Source organism: Senegalia massiliensis, assembly GCF_009911265.1.
Taxonomy (GTDB): domain Bacteria; phylum Bacillota; class Clostridia; order Tissierellales; family SIT17; genus Anaeromonas; species Anaeromonas massiliensis_A.
Genome location: NZ_QXXA01000014.1, coordinates 13913 through 31472, shown reverse-complemented (window position 1 = coordinate 31472; position 17560 = coordinate 13913). Strand labels below are relative to the sequence as shown.

The following is a 17560-nucleotide window of genomic DNA, read 5'->3' as shown; positions in this document are numbered from 1 at the left end:
ATGACAAAGAAAATAAGAGTATTTATAATAAGGTAGCATCTAATAATTTAATGAATATTTAAGATTAATATGGGTAATTAACTAATGTACATTAATTCAAGTTTGAAAAATTGTAGGATTAAGTACCTTAAATTTTGAAGGGAGATTTTTTATGACAAAAGTTAGAATAAAGCTTAGATCTGATGGTTCTTATAAAGAAGTTCCTATAACGAGTCCAGATAAGCCAAAGGTAGAAGATGATATGAAAAAAGGATGGCAAAACATGGCAAACTTAATTGCTTCTTTTACTAATGTGCGTGCAGGTCTAATAATGGAAATTACAAAAGAAGCTATGCAGGTATTTTTAATGAGTGAAAATGAGTCTAATCCATATAAAGTAGGGGGCAATGATTATCTATGTCATGGTCTCTATTGTGAAACAGTTGTTGGAACAGATAAGGAATTATCTATTGTGGATGCAATGCAATTAGAATCATGGAAAGATAATCCTGATGTTGATATTGATATGATTTCTTATTATGGGCTTCCAATAAAGTGGCCAGATGGTGAATTTTTTGGAACTATTTGTGTCCTAGATGATGAGCCTATGGATTTAACATCTGATCAAAAACTTCTTTTAAGAGAATTTAAATCATCTATGGAAAAAGACTTGAAATTATTAATGAGTAAAAATTAAAATAAGCTTATTAAATTACTATTATATAAAGTTAATATAAAGGTTGTATCTTAAATTAAAATTTAAGATACAACCTTTATTAATTGTAAACAGTGTATACTTTCCTATATTGAAGAGGAGTATAGCTAGTAAATTTTTTAAATATAATATTATAGTAGTTTTGGTTACTGAAACCTACCATGAGGGCAATATCTAACATAGAATAATCTTTGTTAACAAGTAAGCTTTTGCTTTTTTCAACCCTTAATCTATTTAAGAAATTAGTAAAACTTTCTCCTGTTTCTGATTTAAATATAGTTGAAAAATACGATTTATTTATATTTAAATAATTAGCAACTTCATCTAATCCAATGTTATCCATATATCTAGAATCAATATAATCAATAGCCTTTTTTATGTGTAAACTATATTCCTTTTCTTTTTCCATTTCAATATGCTTTTTAGGGAAATCCTTAAAAATTAATCTTAAAGATTTTAAAATATATGAATATAAATGTTTTGGCTTATAAGGTGCTCCTATACAATTATTTTTTTTCTGAGATATGGGACCTATAATAAATATGCCTCTATAAATGTTTCTAGGGCAAATAGGAGAAAGAATATATTCTATATTATTATAACAATTAGAATTGAAAATATTTTCTCCATCGTTAAAGTAATTGTTAATCATCTTATCATAGATAGTATTTTTATCTAGAAAATCATACAATGTTTTTCCATATCCAGACGCACTTATAGGAACTCCATTTAGATCAAATGCAATAATAGATATATTAGTTAAAAGATTAAACTTTTTCATTACATTTGAAATATGTAATTTATTTATCAAAATATCACCTCATACACTTAAAAAAATTAATAAAAATATAGAAATATTCAAATAAAGTAAAATTAAATAATGCTAGGATAATTGATAGGGATTATCATTATCATTAAATATCATATCATATTTAATAATTTAATCAATAATAAACAAAAGATGGGAAGGTTTTATGAAGAAAAGGTATCTAGTTGCATTACTATTAATGTTATCTGTAGTTTCAATTTTTATAGGGGCTAAGGATATTAGTATAAAAAATATATTTAACTTAAGTGAAGAAAATTTAAATATTATAATTTTAAGCAGATTGCCAAGATTAATTAGTATTATATTTGCTGGAGTTAGTATGAGTATTGCAGGACTTATTATGCAGCAAATAACTCAAAATAAATTTGTATCTCCTACAACTGCAGGAACTATAAATTTTGCTAAATTGGGAATATTGTTTTCTCTTATTTTTTTTACATCTGCAAGCTCTCTTAATAAAATGCTATTAGCTTTTTTATTTTCAGTGGGAGGAACTTTTCTTTTTATGTTTATATTAAGGCATATTAAAGTAAAGAACACAGTATTTATTCCTTTGATAGGGATGATGTTAGGAGGCGTAATAGACTCTATTACTACAGCTATAGCCTATAGATTTGACTTAGTACAAAGTATTGGAACATGGCTTCAAGGGGATTTCTCTATGATAATAAAAGGTAGGTATGAAATGTTATACATAAGTATTCCTCTACTAATAATAGCTGTAATTTATGCTAATAAATTTACTTTAGCAGGTATAGGAGAAGACTTTTCAATAAATTTAGGTTTGAATTATAAGTTTGTCGTAAACTTAGGAATAACTATAGTTGCTTTAATCTCAGCAATAGTAATAGTAACAGTAGGTAGAATTCCATTTTTAGGATTAATAGTACCTAATATTGTAAGCCTTATTAAGGGAGATAATATGAAAAATAGTATAGGATATACTGCTTTAATAGGAGCTAATTTTCTTTTAATATCAGATATTGTTGGAAGAGTCATAATATATCCTTATGAAGTTTCCATAAGTTTAACAGTAGGTGTCTTTGGAAGTATTATTTTTCTATACTTATTAATTAGGGGGAATCAGTAATGAAGGAAAATAGAAAAATAATTCTACTTATTATTTTGGCACTAATTTTTATATCTTTACTTTTATTTATAGGGGTTAATGAAAAAAATTATTCTTATGCTATGTCAAAGAGAATCCCTAGAATTTTAGCAATAGTAATGACTGGAATAGCTATAAGTACATCTTCATTAATTTTTCAGACTATAACAGATAATAGGATATTGACTCCTAGTATATTAGGATTAGATTCTTTATATATCTTTATACAGACTTCTATAGTTTTTTTACTAGGTTCTAGTAGTAAATTAATAGTAAATTTCAATTTGAATTTTTTAATAACTATATTAGTCATGGCTTTATTTTCAACCTTTTTATTTAAATATTTATTTAAAATTACTGGTAATAATTTAATGAAACTATTATTAATTGGAGTTATAGTGGGAACTTTATTTGAAAGTTTATCATCTTTTATGCAGATGATTATAGATCCTAATGAATTTATGCATATTCAGGATAAAATGTATGCTAGTTTTAATGTAATTAATAAAGATATATTAAAAGTAGCCTCTATAATAATAATTTTGTCCTATATATATATTTATAAAAATATTAGAAAGTTAGATGTTATTTCTCTCGGTAGAAATCATGCAATAAATTTGGGAATAAATTATGACAAACTAAATACAGGACTACTTATTATAGTGTCTTTATTGGTTTCTGTTTCAACAGCTTTAGTAGGACCTATAACATTTTTAGGGCTATTAGTCGCAAATTTAGCTAGAGAATATATTAATACTTATAAACACACTTATTTAATAATAACATCATGTTTACTGAGTATTATATTTTTAGTAGGTGGACAATTTATAGTAGAAAAAATCTTAAATTTTGGAACGCCAATAAGTGTAATAATAAATTTAGTTGGAGGAATATATTTCATATTTTTACTAGTAAAGGAGAATATAAAGTGATAGAAATTAGGAATATTGATAAATCATATGGAGATAAAAAAGTATTAAGCGATGTATCTTTAGATATAAATAAAAAAAGTATTACTTCTTTTATAGGTCCTAACGGTGCTGGAAAATCTACTTTGCTATCAATTATATCTAGAATAATAAAAGATTATGAAGGAGAAGTAATAATAGATGGTAGAAAACTAGAGGATTGGAATAATAAAGATTTATCTAAAAAAATAGGCGTTTTAAGACAAACAAATAATATAAATATTAGACTTACTATTAGAGAATTAGTTGCTTTTGGAAGATTTCCTCATAATCAAGGAAGACTTACAAAAGAAGATGACAAGTTTATAGATGAATCAATTAAATATATGAAATTAGAAGATATTCAGAATAAATATTTGGATCAATTAAGTGGTGGTCAAAGACAGAGAGCATACATTGCCATGGTACTAGCTCAAGATACAGAATATATTCTTTTAGATGAACCTTTAAATAATTTAGATATGAAGCATTCTGTAGAGATTATGAAGATTTTAAAAGAAATGGTAGTTGATTTAGGGAAAACTATAATTATAGTTATTCATGATATAAATTTTGCATCTGTTTATTCAGATTATATATTAGCATTAAAGGAAGGGAGGGTAGTAGAACATAACAAAACTCACAATATAATTAATGGTTATACATTAAAAGATATCTATAATTTAGATATAACAGTAACTGATATAAATAATAAAAGACTTTGTGTCTATTTTTAATGGAGGGAAGAAAAAATGAAAATCAGCAAAAAAATTACATTTATTTTATTTGGATTAGTATTAATATTTACTTTAGGAGCTTGTTCACAAGAGGGAGAAGTAGTAGAAAAGAACGAAGAAAATGTGGATTCTAAAGATTATAATGTAACTCTTGAAGATGAATATGGAACAGTAGAACTTACAGAAATTCCAGAGAAAGTTGTAGTATTTGATTATGGTATTTTAGATGCTATAAATGAAATGGGTTATGGAGATAATGTAATAGGCTTACCTAAAAAACATGCTCCAGAGTACTTAAGTAAATTTAAAGGTGATAGTTATACAGATGTAGGAACTTTGCAAGAACCAAATTTTGAAAAAATATTTGAGCTTGATCCTGATTTAATAATAATTTCAGCTAGACAAGCATCAAAATATGATGAATTTAAAGAAGTAGGTAATACTGCTTATATGGCAATAGATGGTTCTAACTATATGCAATCTTTCAAAGATAATATGAAAAAATTAGGAAAAATATTTGATGATGAAGAGAAAATGGCTAATAGTATAAAAGAAATAGAAGAGAAAGTAAAAGAGTTAAATACAATGGCTAAAGAATCAAATAAAACTGGGTTATATATTCTAGCAAATGATGGAGAACTTAGTGTGTATGGACCAGGTTCAAGATTTGGAATATTATATGATGAGTTTGGAATAAAGCCAATAGATACAGATATAGAATCTAGTACTCATGGTCAAAAGGTTAGTTTTGAATATATATTAGAAAAAGATCCAGATATTTTATTTGTAATGGATAGATCAGTGATTGTAGGCGGAGATATTTCAGCTAAACAAACCTTAGACAATGATATAATAAAATCAACAAAGGCATATAAAAATGAGAATATAGTATACCTTGATTCTCCAATTTGGTATGTAGCTTCTGGTGGAATTGAAGCAACAAATAAAATGATAGAAGATGTTACTCAAGCATTTAAATAAAGAAAACGCACTATTAAAATTTTTTAATAGTGCGTTTTTAAATTAATAAAATATTCAAATTATTTTTGATCTTTTATAGATAGCGTAATACTTATAAGTTATAATATTATTAATAATATTATAACTTATAAGTATTACGGTTAATGTTAAAGTTTGTGAAATGAAAAAACATTGAATAAAATAGGTGTATTTTAATTCTTTAGAGTAAAAGGAGAAACATATGAATAAAATATTAAAATTTTTATTAGATAATGCTTGTCCATCTATAAGGTATAGGATAAAAAAGGAAGTATTAAATAATATAGATTCATATGAAGAAGAAAAGCTTCAAAGTCAAATTTTAGAGGATAAATTGATTCAGAAATTTATATCAAAACAAAACTCATATGGTTGGATAGATGAGGACTTTCACAGTAATAAGGGAATTGAAACAGCAATAAGAGTATTATCAGAAAAAGGCATGTTATCAGAACAACCCTCAATTCAAAAAATGCTCAATGAATTAGAAATAAGAAAGGATACATTTGACAAGGGATGTTTATTTAATGTTGGAAAAATATTAGATAAAAAAGGATTTGGAGGATCACAGTTAATCAGAGCAACTATATTTGCTTATGCAGGTATAGAAAATAAAGACTTTATCAAAAAGCAGATGGAATATGCATTGGATAAATTTAAGTTCATACTTTCAGTAGATAAAATAGAAGATATTACAACAGAATATAAAAATAAATTAGTTTTTAAAGATAAAGTAAAATGGCCAAGTATATATGACATTAGTCTTCTTGCTTTTACAAAAACGTGGAGAAGCAAAGAAAATAAAAAAATGATTATTTCCTCAATAATTAAGTTAATAAGATTATCACCGATTCCAGATATACTTGTATTAAAAGGACATCAATTAATTTCACCTGCTTCATTTTGCATGCATGATTTTTGTTCAGACATGAATAACTTTAAAGATAAAGATTGGATGATATGGTTTCATAGAATGGAATTACTATCTAGGCTAGGTGTAATAAAGTATATAAAAGAGTTAAAAGATCAAGTTGATTTTCTTATTAAGATATTAAATGAAAATGATGGAGTATTCAAGAAAAGATTAAATCACTATTATTTTACAAAATGGGGGACATATACCGGTTTAGCATTGGAAAAAGATTGGAGAACAGAAAAAAGACGTATGTGTGATTTAACCTTTAGAAGTTTATTAATATTGTATTATTCACAAATGCAATAAGATATATTTAATATATTAAAATAAGTTTTAATAATGGTATCAAAATAATTTTTTTATTGTAAATATAAAGTATAAGAAACTTATATTTTAAATGAAGAAGTTAGTAGAAGGTTCTATATATAAGTTAATTTCTCAACAAAAAAAATTAATAAAAGGCATTGAAGTAGTAGAATTAAAAATAATAGTATAATTAGATGATAAAAATAATGAATTTATGAAAATACATATTTTAAAAAACAATCCTACATAATTGTGCAATTAATGTAGGGTAAATAGATTTAATTCTTGGTATTCTATAGATGAGAGGAGGTCATAAAAATGGATTCGCTTAAAAAAATGAATGAAGCATTAAACTATATTGAAAGAAATCTTGTGAATGATATTAATTTAAAAAAAGTTGCTAATATAGCCTTATGTTCTCAGTATCATTTTCAAAGGATGTTTTCTTTTCTTGCTGGTGTTACCTTGTCTGAATATATTCGACGTAGACGACTAACATTAGCAGCTTTTGAGGTTATAAATACTAGTATAAGAATAATAGACATAGCAATTAAATATGGATACAGTTCCCCAGATTCTTTTACAAGAGCATTTCGATGTATGCATGGAGTTACACCATCATTAGCTAGAAGGAATGGTCAATATCTAAAAGCATATCCTAAAATAACCTTCCAATTATCAATAAAAGGAGGAAATCAAATGAACTATAGAATCGAAGAGAAAGAAGCATTTAGAATAGTTGGTATCAAAAAAAGAGTGCCTATTATTTTTAATGGAGTAAATCCAGAGATTTCTACAATGTGGAAAAGTTTGGATGATGAAACAGTTAATAAACTTAAAGAGTTATCTAATCTAGAGCCTATAGGATTGATTAGCGCATCTACAAATTTTTCAGAAGGGAGAATGGATGAAAAAGGGGAATTGGATCATTATATAGGAGTGGTAACAAATAGGGATTGTCCAGATAATTTAACACAACTTAAAGTTCAAGCTTCATCGTGGGCTGTATTTGAAGCGAGAGGACCATTTCCTGATACACTTCAGAATGTATGGGGACGTATCTATTCAGAGTGGTTTCCAATGTCAAACTATGAACAAATAGAAGGACCAGAAATTTTATGGAATGAGAATAAGGATGTTACTTCACAAAATTTCAGAAGTGAAATATGGATACCAGTATTGAAAAAGAAATAATATTTAATGAAACTTTTGTAGCTCCTCTTAATGATAAGATCTAGAGGAGCTACTTTAATATGTATTTTATACACTATCTAAATTTAGTATATGATATAATAAAAACTAAATTATATATTCAAAAGAACTACTATCACTTAGACAAAAATTATAAAAGGACAATTCTATTGCATTAGCAGTAGATTTTTCTATGTTCAATATTTAATAAATAATCAAATAATATGAGACTTGAATAAAATTAAATAAAATTAACAGTTATAATTCTATATATATTTTTAAAAATTATACTATTTCATTAAATGTTAATAGATTGAATTGGGGTGAATAAGTGTATAATAGGAAAATAATCTTAATTAGTATTATACTAATTTTAATAATATTTTTAAGTGGATGTTCCAGTTCATTATTAATATCTGAACATAAAGCTAAAAATGGAACTATAGATTTAACTCAGGTACAGTTTGATAATGAATTAGTTCAGTTGGATGGTGAATGGGAATTTTACTGGAAGCAGTTAATAGAACCTAATGAATTGAAAAAGAGTTTTATGACTGGATATATTGATATTCCTAATACTTGGAATCAGTTTATAGAAAGTAGAGAATCAAAAAAAGGATATGGGTATGCAACTTATAGACTTATATTTATTTCAGATGAAAATAGAAGATTAGCTCTTAAGATACCAAGGGTGAGAACTGCATACAAACTTTGGATAAATGGAGAACTAATTACATCATCTGGAAAGGTAGATAGAACTAGGACTAGCATGGTACCTCAGTATATTCCTAAAATTGCATTTTTAGAGTCACAATATGGAACGAATGAGATTCTTATTCAGGTGTCTAATTTTCATCAAAGAAGTGGAGGTATTTTGGAAGGGATAAAGCTTGGAAGTGAAGAACAAATTCTTAGTTTGAGATACAATGCTATAGCAAGGGAAATTTTTGTTTTTGGAAGTTTAATGTTTATTGGTACATATCATCTTGCTTTATTTCTTTTTAGAAAAAAGGATAAATCTAGGTTGTATTTTGGTTTATTTTGTATTTTGATAGGAATTAGAACTCTATTAGTAGGTGAATGCTTTTTTATATATCTTTTTCCTGAATTTAACTGGGAGATTGCTCATAAGATACAAACATTGACCTTTTATTTAGGAGTACCATTGATGTTAAAATTTTTTATTTGTATTTTTCCAGAATATTTTCATAAATGGTTAATTATATTGGCTACTTTTATTGGAGCTACCTTTGGTATTCTAGTTTTATTTACACAAGCAAGGATTTTTAGTAGTGTTAATTATTTATATCAGATATGGACTATTGTAGCTATAATTTATGTATTATTTATACTGACTCGAATTTCAATTCATAAGGACAAAGATAGCTGGATTATTATTATAGGGGCTTTAGTTTTATTATTTACGAGTTTGAATGATATTATTTTTCTTAGTCCATGGATAAATGATAATGGTCCTTCTATATTGAAAAACATATTTAAAACGCCTAATCTTAGTTCTTTTGGACAACTTATTTTTGCTTTTTTAAATTCTTTAGTGTTAGCTAGGAGATTTTCTAACTCCCTGAGACAAGAAGAAATTATGACTAAAAAATTAACTGATATGAATATACATTTGGATGATTTAGTATTAAAGCGAACAAAAAATTTAGAGATTTCTGCTAAGAAAATAGAGCAGCAAAAACTTGAATTGGAAAGAGTAAATAATTATCTAGAGTATCTTGCGCTTAATGACTCATTAACAGGTGTATGGAATAGACGAAAATATGATGAAATAATGAAAATTGAGTGGAACAAATCCTTAGAAGATAAGACACCAATTGCTTTAATTCTTATAGATATTGACGATTTTAAATTGTTTAATGATACTTATGGACATATGGCAGGGGATCAATGCCTTGCTAAGATAGGAGAGACTCTTAAGAGTTCTTTATCTCGATCAACAGATATTTTAGCTCGCTATGGAGGAGAAGAGTTTGTTGTATTATTAAGTGATACTAGTGAAGAAGATGCTATGAAGACTGCTAATAAATTAAGAAATAATATCCTAGAACTTAATATTCATCACAGAGCATCATCAGTAAATAATTTTGTCACTGTAAGTATAGGAGTAACATCCGTGGTTCCAAAGGATAATCTTTCATATAGAGATATATTTTTGACTGTAGATAAAGCTTTATATCAAGCAAAAGCAGAGGGAAAAAATCAGGTTAAATTTAGAAAATAAAAGATAGCTATATTTAATTTATAGAAACTTAATATATAAAACACTTATTAATTAAGTTCACATATATTAATAACAAGATAAATATAAAGAGGTGTTAGTATATGTGGAGTAATAGATATATGGTGGATGTAGATGGAGATGGGGAGTTAGAATTAGTTGATATTTATAATTTTCAAGAAGAAAGTTATTTTATAATACTAAAATATTATTATAGTTACTGGTATGTAGTTAATATATTTAAAGAAAGACATGACATATCATCATATTTTGATTATGAGATAATAAGAGATGATAAATGTAGGTATAAACCTTTTGTAAATCAAGATCAAATAGATTTATCATCTATAGAATACATTTGTTCTGAAACACAGAGAGATATAAAACTTGAAAAAGCATTGATAAAAGAATTTAATTTAGATAGGTATAAGGATAATATAAGGTACTATTATAATAAAATAGATTTAGATGGAGATGGAATTCCTGAAATATTTGTATATTTAGTTGGTTCGTTAGTATGTGGTACTGGTGGATGTAGTGCTGCTATTTTTAAACAAGAAAATGGAAAATATAAGTTATTAACAAGATTTAGTCTTGTTAATAATCCTGTCATTATAAGTAATAGTAAAACAAATGGTTATAAAGATATTATTATGAATGTCTATGGTGGAGGTATAAAAGAATTTTTTGCATTGATTAAATATGATGGAATAACATATCCAAGTAATCCATCGATTCAACCTAAATTAGAACCAGATACAAAAGTAGATGGTATAGCTATAGTTGCTGATAATATTGCTGAAAATCCTGGTATCAAACTATTTATTAAATCTTTATCATCTCTTGACTTCTTAATATATAATACTCCTTAATTATTTAATACTTGTAATACCAGATTTTATAGCTAATTTTCTAAGAGATGAGTTATACATAGCTGGAGATTTTAAATTTTTAATAAGTAAATTTAATTTAATATCTTTTGATTTTTGTTTATATCTATCTAAAAAACCATCCATTCCTTCTTCAAGACTTTCAGATAAGTATAAAGAAGTTTTTAATGCATAACTTATTCCTTCTGCAGAGCTGGGACTAATAGCACCTGCTGCTTCTCCAATTAGAGCTATATTATTCTTTCCTATATAAAACTGGGATATTTTCTTAGGTCGATAGATATATGCACTTTCTACTTTTATTTTGTTTTCAAAATTAAATCCTAATCTTGTTAATTTTGTTTTTAATATATTATATTTTTCCTTAGTATTGTTTTTAGGACTAAGAGCTGATCCTAATAATATATGATTATTTTTTGGTATAATCCAAGAATAAAAATCACTTATTTCTTCATCAAATATTGCTGTAAAATATGGCATAGAATATGGAGATTTAAACCATTCTTGAATTGCTATATATCTTTTAGGGGTTATTATATCTTTACTAATATATTTTCTTACCATTGAAAAAGCACCATCTGCACCTATGATAATTTTTGCTTTTGAAGATCTCTCTTGTTTATTATGAACATATCTAATTATATATCCTTCTGGTATTTTAGAAAGACTTTTAAAAAGAGAGTTAAATTTTTTATCTATATTATTTGGAAGTAATGAAATTAGCCATTTATCAAACTTTTCTCTATCCATATTAAAATAAAATCTTTGGTATAAACTTTCTAGATTATTAGTTAAATCAATAGTTTTCACAGCAAAAAGTTGTGGATCAACTAGAATATCTTTAGGCATTCCTAATCCTAATTGTGCAATCATTTTCTGAGCATCAGGTGCTAGTAAACCTCCACAGCATTTCCTGGTAAGGTTTCTAGATTTCTTATTTTCTAGATTTCTTTTATCTATTAGTAACACTTTATACTTGTCTCCAATTAATCGTGCAAGGTTAGCTCCAGCAGGACCTGCACCTATAATAGCAATATCATACATAAATACACCTCACTTAATTATTAATAGGTAAATTATAATTTATAATTTATCGAATGTCAATAAATTATTATTATTTTTTAATAATAATTTATTATGGTTAGTTTTAGTTTATTGATTTAATAATAAATTAAATTTAATAATCATAGCAAATAAAAGAATAGAATAGATGAGTCATGGAAAAATTATAACTAATACAAATAATAAATAATAAAAAATATACAACTTAAAACATTTAGAAAGGTTGATAAAAATGGAAAATGCTATGTTTTGTTATCAATGTGAACAGACAATGGGAGGAAAGGGTTGTACCAAACACGGAGTATGTGGAAAAACGCCAGAAATAGCTAATCTACAAGATTTATTAATATATCAATTGAAAGGTATATCATGTTATGCAAAGCAATTAATAGAAAAAGGGGAAAGTATTAATAAAGAAATTGTAAAATTTGTAGAGAATAGTTTGTTTACTACATTAACTAATGTAAACTTTGATGTAGAAGCTCATGTAGAATTATTAAAAGAATCTCAAGAGATAAAAGAAGATCTAAGAGCAAAAGCACCTACAGGAACATACTCTAATGAAGCTACATATAATTTAAGTGATAATAAAGAGGAAATGTTAAAAGATTCAATTAAAGCTGGTATTATGTATGACCAAGACCTTGATCCAGATATTCGTTCGTTAAGATGGACAGTAATTTATGGATTAAAAGGTATAAGTGCATATGGACATCAAGCAAGATATATTAATTATCATAGTGAACAAGTAGATCGTTTTTACTTTATAGCATTAGAGGCAACAACGAATGATAGTTTAACAGTTGAAGATCTTATACGAATGGTTATGAGAACTGGAGAAATTAGTATAGAAGTAATGAGGATTTTAGATGAAGCCAATACTGAAACATATGAAAATCCAAGTGCACATAAAGTTAATGTGAAAATTAAGAAAGGACCATTTATAGTAGTATCTGGACATGATTTAAGAGATTTAGAACAAGTGCTTAAACAAACAGAAGGAAAAGGAATCAATGTATATACACATGGAGAAATGTTGCCATGTCATGGTTATCCTAAATTAAATAAATATAAACATTTAGTAGGTAACTATGGGTCTGCATGGCAAAATCAACAAAAGGAATTTAATGATATACCTGGTGCTATTTTAATGACCACTAATTGTTTGATGAGGCCGAGAGAATCATATAAAGATAGAATATTTACTACAAATGTTGTAGGATGGGAGGGTGTTAAAAATATTAAACTAAATGAAGACGGTACAAAAGATTTTAGTTCACTTATAGAAAAGGCATTACAATTAGGTGGATTTAAAGAAGATGAAGAGGAAAAGGAAATTATAGTAGGATTTGGACATAATGAAACTTTATCTAATGCTGAAGCTATAGTGAATGCAATAAAGAAAGAGGATATAAAACATTTATTTGTAATAGGGGGATGTGATGGTGCAAAACCAGGAAGAAATTATTACACTGAATTTGCTGAAAAAGTTCCAAAAGATTGTATAATTTTAACATTAGCTTGTGGTAAGTATAGATTTAATAAACTAGATTTTGGAACAGTAGCAGGATTACCTAGATTATTAGATGTGGGACAGTGTAATGATGTATATTCAGCAGTTAAGATTGCTTCAACTCTTGCAGATGCATTTGATACAGATATTAATTCTTTACCTCTTACTATAGTACTTTCTTGGTATGAGCAAAAAGCAGTTGCTGATTTATTAGCATTATTATCCCTTGGAGTAAATGGAATGTACTTAGGGCCAACTTTACCTGCTTTCATATCTCCTAATGTATTACAATACTTAGTAGATACTTTTAGTCTAAAGCCAATAAGTACTCCAGATGATGATTTAAAAAACTCTCTTCAACAACATTATCAGTAAAGAAAATACCACTTATATAAGTGGTATTTTCTTTACTATTAAACAATCCCCATAAAATATTCTACAGTAATAGCAACAATTACAACTAAAGCTGAAATAGTAAATCCATGCATCATTGGAGCAACACCAGATTTTTTCATTTCATTAAAGTTTGTACTTAGCCCAATAGATGCTAGTGCTGCGATCATTAAAAATTTACTAATTTCTTTTGCCATAATTGATATTGTATCAGGAATAATTCCAAAACTATTTATAATAGCTAATCCAATAAAGGCTAATATAAACCATGGAAAAACAGATGTAATATTTGCCTTTGTATTAGTACTTGTAACATTTTTTGTTGAAGATAATTCTTTTTTCTTTAAATTAGAATTTATAAATGCAAAAATAGTCACAACAGGAATAATTGAAATTGTACGAGTTAATTTAACCATAGTTGCAAAATCTCCTGCTGATTCACTGAAGGCATAACCAGCAGCTACAACACTAGATGTATCATTAACAGCTGTTCCTGTCCAAAGACCATAGGCCATATCAGAAAGTCCCATCCATTCACCCATAATAGGAAATAATAAAATCATTAGAATATCAAATAAGAATGTAGCTGACATAGCATATGCAATATCTTTATCCTCTGCATCAATAACAGGTGCTATAGCTGCAATTGCAGAACCACCACAAATCCCTGTTCCTGCAGAAATTAGGTTTGATAGTTTCCAATTTAATTTTAATAAGCGACCTACTATATATCCTCCACCAAAGCATGTTAAAAGAGTAAAAAACATAACTACTAATGATAGTTTACCTACAGTTAAAACTGTATTAATACTTAATGATAAACCTAGTAAAATTATAGCAAATTTCAATATTTTTTTTGATGTAAATTTCAATCCTGGTTTAATTATTTCATTTGGTTGTATTATACTATTAATAAACATACCTATAAAAAGTGCTATTACTGATGCACCAATAAGATGAATTGGTAATAAGTTCTCTATATACTTTGCAATTGTTGCTATCAACAATGCAATGAAAATTCCAGGAACCAGATCAACTATCTTATTTATTATACTTTTATTAAACATTATAAGTCCTCCTTTTCTTCTGACATATTGATTCTATCATCACTAAGTGATAAAATCTAATTATCAAATATTATTTATTGATAATAAATATTTATTGGAGGAATTATGCTAGATTATCGAATTCATACATTTTTAAAACTATGTGATACTATGAATTATCATAAAACAGCAGAACTACTACATATGACACAGCCAGCAGTAACACACCATATTCATTTTTTGGAGAATGAATATGGATGTAAACTATTTACTTATGATGGTAAAATATTAAAAAAAACAAAAGAAGCATATAAGCTTGAATCTTATGCACGTTCTGCTAAATATAATGAAGATGTTTTGAAAAATCAAATTAAGGAAAAACCTTTAATAGAATTGCGTATTGGTGCAACGAAAACAATTGGTGAATATGTAATTGCTGAAAATGTTAAGAGTTTTTTTGACACTGATAATTATACATTGAACTTAATTGTAGATAATACAGAGCATTTATTATTTCTACTTGAACATAATAAACTTGACTTTGCTATAATAGAAGGTTTTTTTGATAAAGAAAAGTATAATTATGCTTTATATAAAGAAGAGCCTTTTGTTGGGATTTGTAGCAAAAATCATCCTTTTGCACAAAAGAATGTATCTTTTGAAGATATATTTAAAGAAACTTTAATTGTCCGTGAGAAAGGGTCAGGAACAAGAGAAATTTTTGAACAAATTCTTTATGAAAATAATTTTACATTGGATTCTTTTAAGAAAAAAATATGCATTAGTAGTTTTGAAATCATAAAAAAACTTTTATTGGCTGAAAAAAGCATATCATTTGTATACGAGTCAGTAGCAAATAGTGACAGTAATTTATCATATTTTACAATTGATAATAATACTATTACTAGGGAATTTAATTATGTATATCTTAAGAATACAGATGCAAAAGAAATAATTTCTTTATTTGAAAATAAAATGGGTATAAATCAAAAGTAAAGGAGAATTACATGAAAAGTAATGCTTATATTGAAGAAAATGAAAGCTTGAAAATTGTTAAGTTTCCTATATTTGATAAATATATGGATGATATTATTGCAGCATTTAGTACAAGAGATGGTGGAGTAAGTAAAGGAATTTATGAAAGTATGAATTTAGGATTTGAAATTGGTGATAATCAACAAAATGTATTAGAAAATTATAAAATTTTTTCAAGATATTTAGATATTAATTATAAAAATATAGTTATTTCATCTCAATATCATCATAATAATATTAAAGTAGTTAAAGAGAAAGATAAAGGAAAGGGGATAGTTAGAAATAAGGATTATCAAGATATTGATGGCCTTATTACAAATACTGCTGAAATAGCACTTGTAACACTTCATGCAGATTGTTCCCCTATTTATTTTTATGATCCTAAAAATAAAGTTATAGGATTAGCACATGCAGGTTGGAAAGGTACAACAATGGAAATTTCAGGTGAAATGGTAGAAAAGATGTCCTTAGAATTTGATACAAACTCTGAAGATTTAATTGTTGTAATTGGCCCATCAATATGTGATAAATGTTATGAGATTGATGAAGATGTTAAGAATGAATTTAATAATATGTCAATAGATACATCATCATATATTAGTTTTAATAATAAAAAAAATAAATATTATCCTGATATTCCAAGGATTAATAAAGCTTTATTGATTAATAAAGGAGTAAAAGAAGAAAATATAAAATTATCTAATATATGCACTATGGAAAATAAAGATTTATTTTTTTCACATAGAGGACATGAAGGAAAAAGAGGTAGTCAAGCTGCAATTCTGCAATTAAAATAAGTGAAAATTTTATAGTGAAAAATTAATAAAGGAGTAAGATATGGATACGAATATAAACAATATATTATTTGCTTTTGGATTAACACTTTTTGCTGGCTTATCAACAGGTATAGGAAGTATTTTAGCATTTTATACTAAGCAAACAAATAAGAAATTTTTATCAGGGGCTTTAGGATTTTCTGCAGGAGTTATGATATATGTTTCAATGATTGAAATATTTGTAAAGGCAAGAGATTCATTAGAGGCTGTTTATGGGGCTAGTAAAGGATATTGGATTACTACAATTTCTTTTTTTGCGGGAATTGCTGTTATCGCATTAATAGATAAATTTGTACCAAACTCTGAAAATCCTCATGAAATGCGAGATGTAAAAGATATGAAAGAAAAAGATGTGAGTGATCCGGCTTTACTTAGAATGGGATTGTTTTCTGCTCTTGCAATAGCTATACATAACTTTCCTGAAGGACTTGCAACTTTTATTGGGGCTATTCAAGATCCGGCCCTTGGAATTAGTATTGCTATAGCAATAGCTATACATAATATACCAGAAGGAATAGCTGTATCAGTACCAATTTATTTTTCTACAGGTGATAGAAAAAAAGCATTTAAATATTCTTTTCTTTCAGGATTATCAGAACCTATAGGAGCAATTGTAGGATATTTTATACTTATGAATATATTTACTGATGCTATGTTTGGAATAGTATTTGCTAGTGTTGCAGGAATTATGGTATACATATCATTAGATGAATTGTTACCTACAGCTGAAAAGTATGGTGAGCATCATATTGCAATATATGGACTTATAGGTGGAATGGGTGTAATGGCATTAAGCTTACTTTTAACTTCATAATA

The 17560-nt window shown here is 26.6% G+C and carries 16 protein-coding genes; 13 read left to right on the top strand and 3 right to left on the bottom strand.

Annotated elements, in window-relative coordinates; translation table 11 throughout:
- Positions 1 to 151: 151 nt before the first annotated feature.
- Entirely contained in the window at positions 152 to 676 is a 525-nt protein-coding gene (locus D3Z33_RS12725) for a GAF domain-containing protein (RefSeq protein ID WP_160198154.1), read from the top strand.
- A 79-nt stretch (positions 677 to 755) separates the two neighbouring features.
- Here the strand turns inward: D3Z33_RS12725 and D3Z33_RS12720 are convergent, their stop codons facing one another.
- Positions 756 to 1505, bottom strand: a complete 750-nt coding sequence (locus D3Z33_RS12720; protein WP_160198153.1) for a helix-turn-helix domain-containing protein — start codon at positions 1503 to 1505, stop codon at positions 756 to 758.
- A 163-nt stretch (positions 1506 to 1668) separates the two neighbouring features.
- Between D3Z33_RS12720 and D3Z33_RS12715 the strand changes: the two genes are divergently transcribed.
- The 8 genes from D3Z33_RS12715 (at position 1669) to D3Z33_RS12680 (ending at position 10841) form a co-directional block, all read left to right on the top strand.
- Positions 1669 to 2613 (top strand): ABC transporter permease, encoded by a 945-nt coding sequence (locus D3Z33_RS12715; protein WP_160198152.1) that lies wholly within the window; start codon positions 1669 to 1671, stop codon positions 2611 to 2613.
- Complete coding sequence (locus tag D3Z33_RS12710) at positions 2613 to 3563, top strand: iron chelate uptake ABC transporter family permease subunit (RefSeq protein ID WP_160198151.1); 951 nt, start codon at positions 2613 to 2615, stop codon at positions 3561 to 3563. Before D3Z33_RS12715 ends, D3Z33_RS12710 begins: the two co-directional genes overlap by 1 nt.
- Positions 3560 to 4315, top strand: a complete 756-nt coding sequence (locus D3Z33_RS12705; protein ID WP_160198150.1) for an ATP-binding cassette domain-containing protein — start codon at positions 3560 to 3562, stop codon at positions 4313 to 4315. The genes D3Z33_RS12710 and D3Z33_RS12705 overlap by 4 nt, the downstream gene beginning before the upstream one ends.
- A gap of 15 nt (positions 4316 to 4330) precedes the next feature.
- Positions 4331 to 5296 carry a siderophore ABC transporter substrate-binding protein gene (locus D3Z33_RS12700; protein WP_160198149.1) on the top strand — a complete coding sequence of 322 codons (966 nt, stop codon included), beginning with the start codon at positions 4331 to 4333 and terminating at the stop codon, positions 5294 to 5296.
- 220 nt (positions 5297 to 5516) lie between these two features.
- Positions 5517 to 6536 carry a hypothetical protein gene (locus tag D3Z33_RS12695; RefSeq protein WP_160198148.1) on the top strand — a complete coding sequence of 340 codons (1020 nt, stop codon included), beginning with the start codon at positions 5517 to 5519 and terminating at the stop codon, positions 6534 to 6536.
- Positions 6537 to 6854: 318 nt separating this feature from the next.
- On the top strand, positions 6855 to 7730 hold the full coding sequence (locus tag D3Z33_RS12690) for an AraC family transcriptional regulator (protein WP_160198147.1): 876 nt from the start codon (positions 6855 to 6857) through the stop codon (positions 7728 to 7730).
- A gap of 328 nt (positions 7731 to 8058) precedes the next feature.
- Positions 8059 to 9972, top strand: a complete 1914-nt coding sequence (locus D3Z33_RS12685; RefSeq protein WP_160198146.1) for a diguanylate cyclase — start codon at positions 8059 to 8061, stop codon at positions 9970 to 9972.
- A 101-nt stretch (positions 9973 to 10073) separates the two neighbouring features.
- A complete protein-coding gene (locus D3Z33_RS12680) occupies positions 10074 to 10841 on the top strand; it encodes a hypothetical protein (protein ID WP_160198145.1) in 768 nt (255 codons plus the stop codon).
- Here the strand turns inward: D3Z33_RS12680 and D3Z33_RS12675 are convergent, their stop codons facing one another.
- Complete coding sequence (locus D3Z33_RS12675; protein ID WP_160198144.1) at positions 10842 to 11903, bottom strand: FAD-binding protein; 1062 nt, start codon at positions 11901 to 11903, stop codon at positions 10842 to 10844.
- 250 nt (positions 11904 to 12153) lie between these two features.
- Between D3Z33_RS12675 and hcp the strand changes: the two genes are divergently transcribed.
- Entirely contained in the window at positions 12154 to 13809 is a 1656-nt protein-coding gene (gene hcp / locus D3Z33_RS12670) for a hydroxylamine reductase (protein WP_160198143.1), read from the top strand.
- A gap of 38 nt (positions 13810 to 13847) precedes the next feature.
- On the opposite strand, the gene D3Z33_RS12665 is transcribed toward hcp, so the two are convergent.
- Positions 13848 to 14894 carry a YeiH family protein gene (locus D3Z33_RS12665; RefSeq protein ID WP_160198142.1) on the bottom strand — a complete coding sequence of 349 codons (1047 nt, stop codon included), beginning with the start codon at positions 14892 to 14894 and terminating at the stop codon, positions 13848 to 13850.
- Between the two features lie 105 nt (positions 14895 to 14999).
- Between D3Z33_RS12665 and D3Z33_RS12660 the strand changes: the two genes are divergently transcribed.
- The 3 genes from D3Z33_RS12660 to zupT are packed head-to-tail and all read left to right on the top strand — an operon-like array spanning position 15000 to position 17558.
- Positions 15000 to 15869, top strand: coding sequence for a LysR family transcriptional regulator (locus D3Z33_RS12660; protein WP_160198141.1), 870 nt, complete (start codon positions 15000 to 15002; stop codon positions 15867 to 15869).
- Positions 15870 to 15880: 11 nt separating this feature from the next.
- Positions 15881 to 16705, top strand: coding sequence for a peptidoglycan editing factor PgeF (gene pgeF, locus D3Z33_RS12655; RefSeq protein WP_160198140.1), 825 nt, complete (start codon positions 15881 to 15883; stop codon positions 16703 to 16705).
- Positions 16706 to 16757: 52 nt separating this feature from the next.
- Positions 16758 to 17558, top strand: a complete 801-nt coding sequence (gene zupT / locus D3Z33_RS12650; protein WP_347561274.1) for a zinc transporter ZupT — start codon at positions 16758 to 16760, stop codon at positions 17556 to 17558.
- Positions 17559 to 17560 lie beyond the last annotated feature (2 nt).

Excerpts from the sequence above, each read along its gene's own strand:
- D3Z33_RS12725 (WP_160198154.1), top strand. The coding sequence starts at position 152 with ATGACAAAAGTTAGAATAAAGCTTAGATCTGATGGTTCTTATAAAGAA.
- D3Z33_RS12715 (WP_160198152.1), top strand. The coding sequence starts at position 1,669 with ATGAAGAAAAGGTATCTAGTTGCATTACTATTAATGTTATCTGTAGTT.
- D3Z33_RS12710 (WP_160198151.1), top strand. The coding sequence starts at position 2,613 with ATGAAGGAAAATAGAAAAATAATTCTACTTATTATTTTGGCACTAATT.
- D3Z33_RS12700 (WP_160198149.1), top strand. The coding sequence starts at position 4,331 with ATGAAAATCAGCAAAAAAATTACATTTATTTTATTTGGATTAGTATTA.
- D3Z33_RS12695 (WP_160198148.1), top strand. The coding sequence starts at position 5,517 with ATGAATAAAATATTAAAATTTTTATTAGATAATGCTTGTCCATCTATA.
- D3Z33_RS12690 (WP_160198147.1), top strand. The coding sequence starts at position 6,855 with ATGGATTCGCTTAAAAAAATGAATGAAGCATTAAACTATATTGAAAGA.
- D3Z33_RS12680 (WP_160198145.1), top strand. The coding sequence starts at position 10,074 with ATGTGGAGTAATAGATATATGGTGGATGTAGATGGAGATGGGGAGTTA.
- D3Z33_RS12675 (WP_160198144.1), bottom strand. The coding sequence starts at position 11,903 with ATGTATGATATTGCTATTATAGGTGCAGGTCCTGCTGGAGCTAACCTT.
- hcp (WP_160198143.1), top strand. The coding sequence starts at position 12,154 with ATGGAAAATGCTATGTTTTGTTATCAATGTGAACAGACAATGGGAGGA.
- D3Z33_RS12665 (WP_160198142.1), bottom strand. The coding sequence starts at position 14,894 with ATGTTTAATAAAAGTATAATAAATAAGATAGTTGATCTGGTTCCTGGA.
- D3Z33_RS12660 (WP_160198141.1), top strand. The coding sequence starts at position 15,000 with ATGCTAGATTATCGAATTCATACATTTTTAAAACTATGTGATACTATG.
- pgeF (WP_160198140.1), top strand. The coding sequence starts at position 15,881 with ATGAAAAGTAATGCTTATATTGAAGAAAATGAAAGCTTGAAAATTGTT.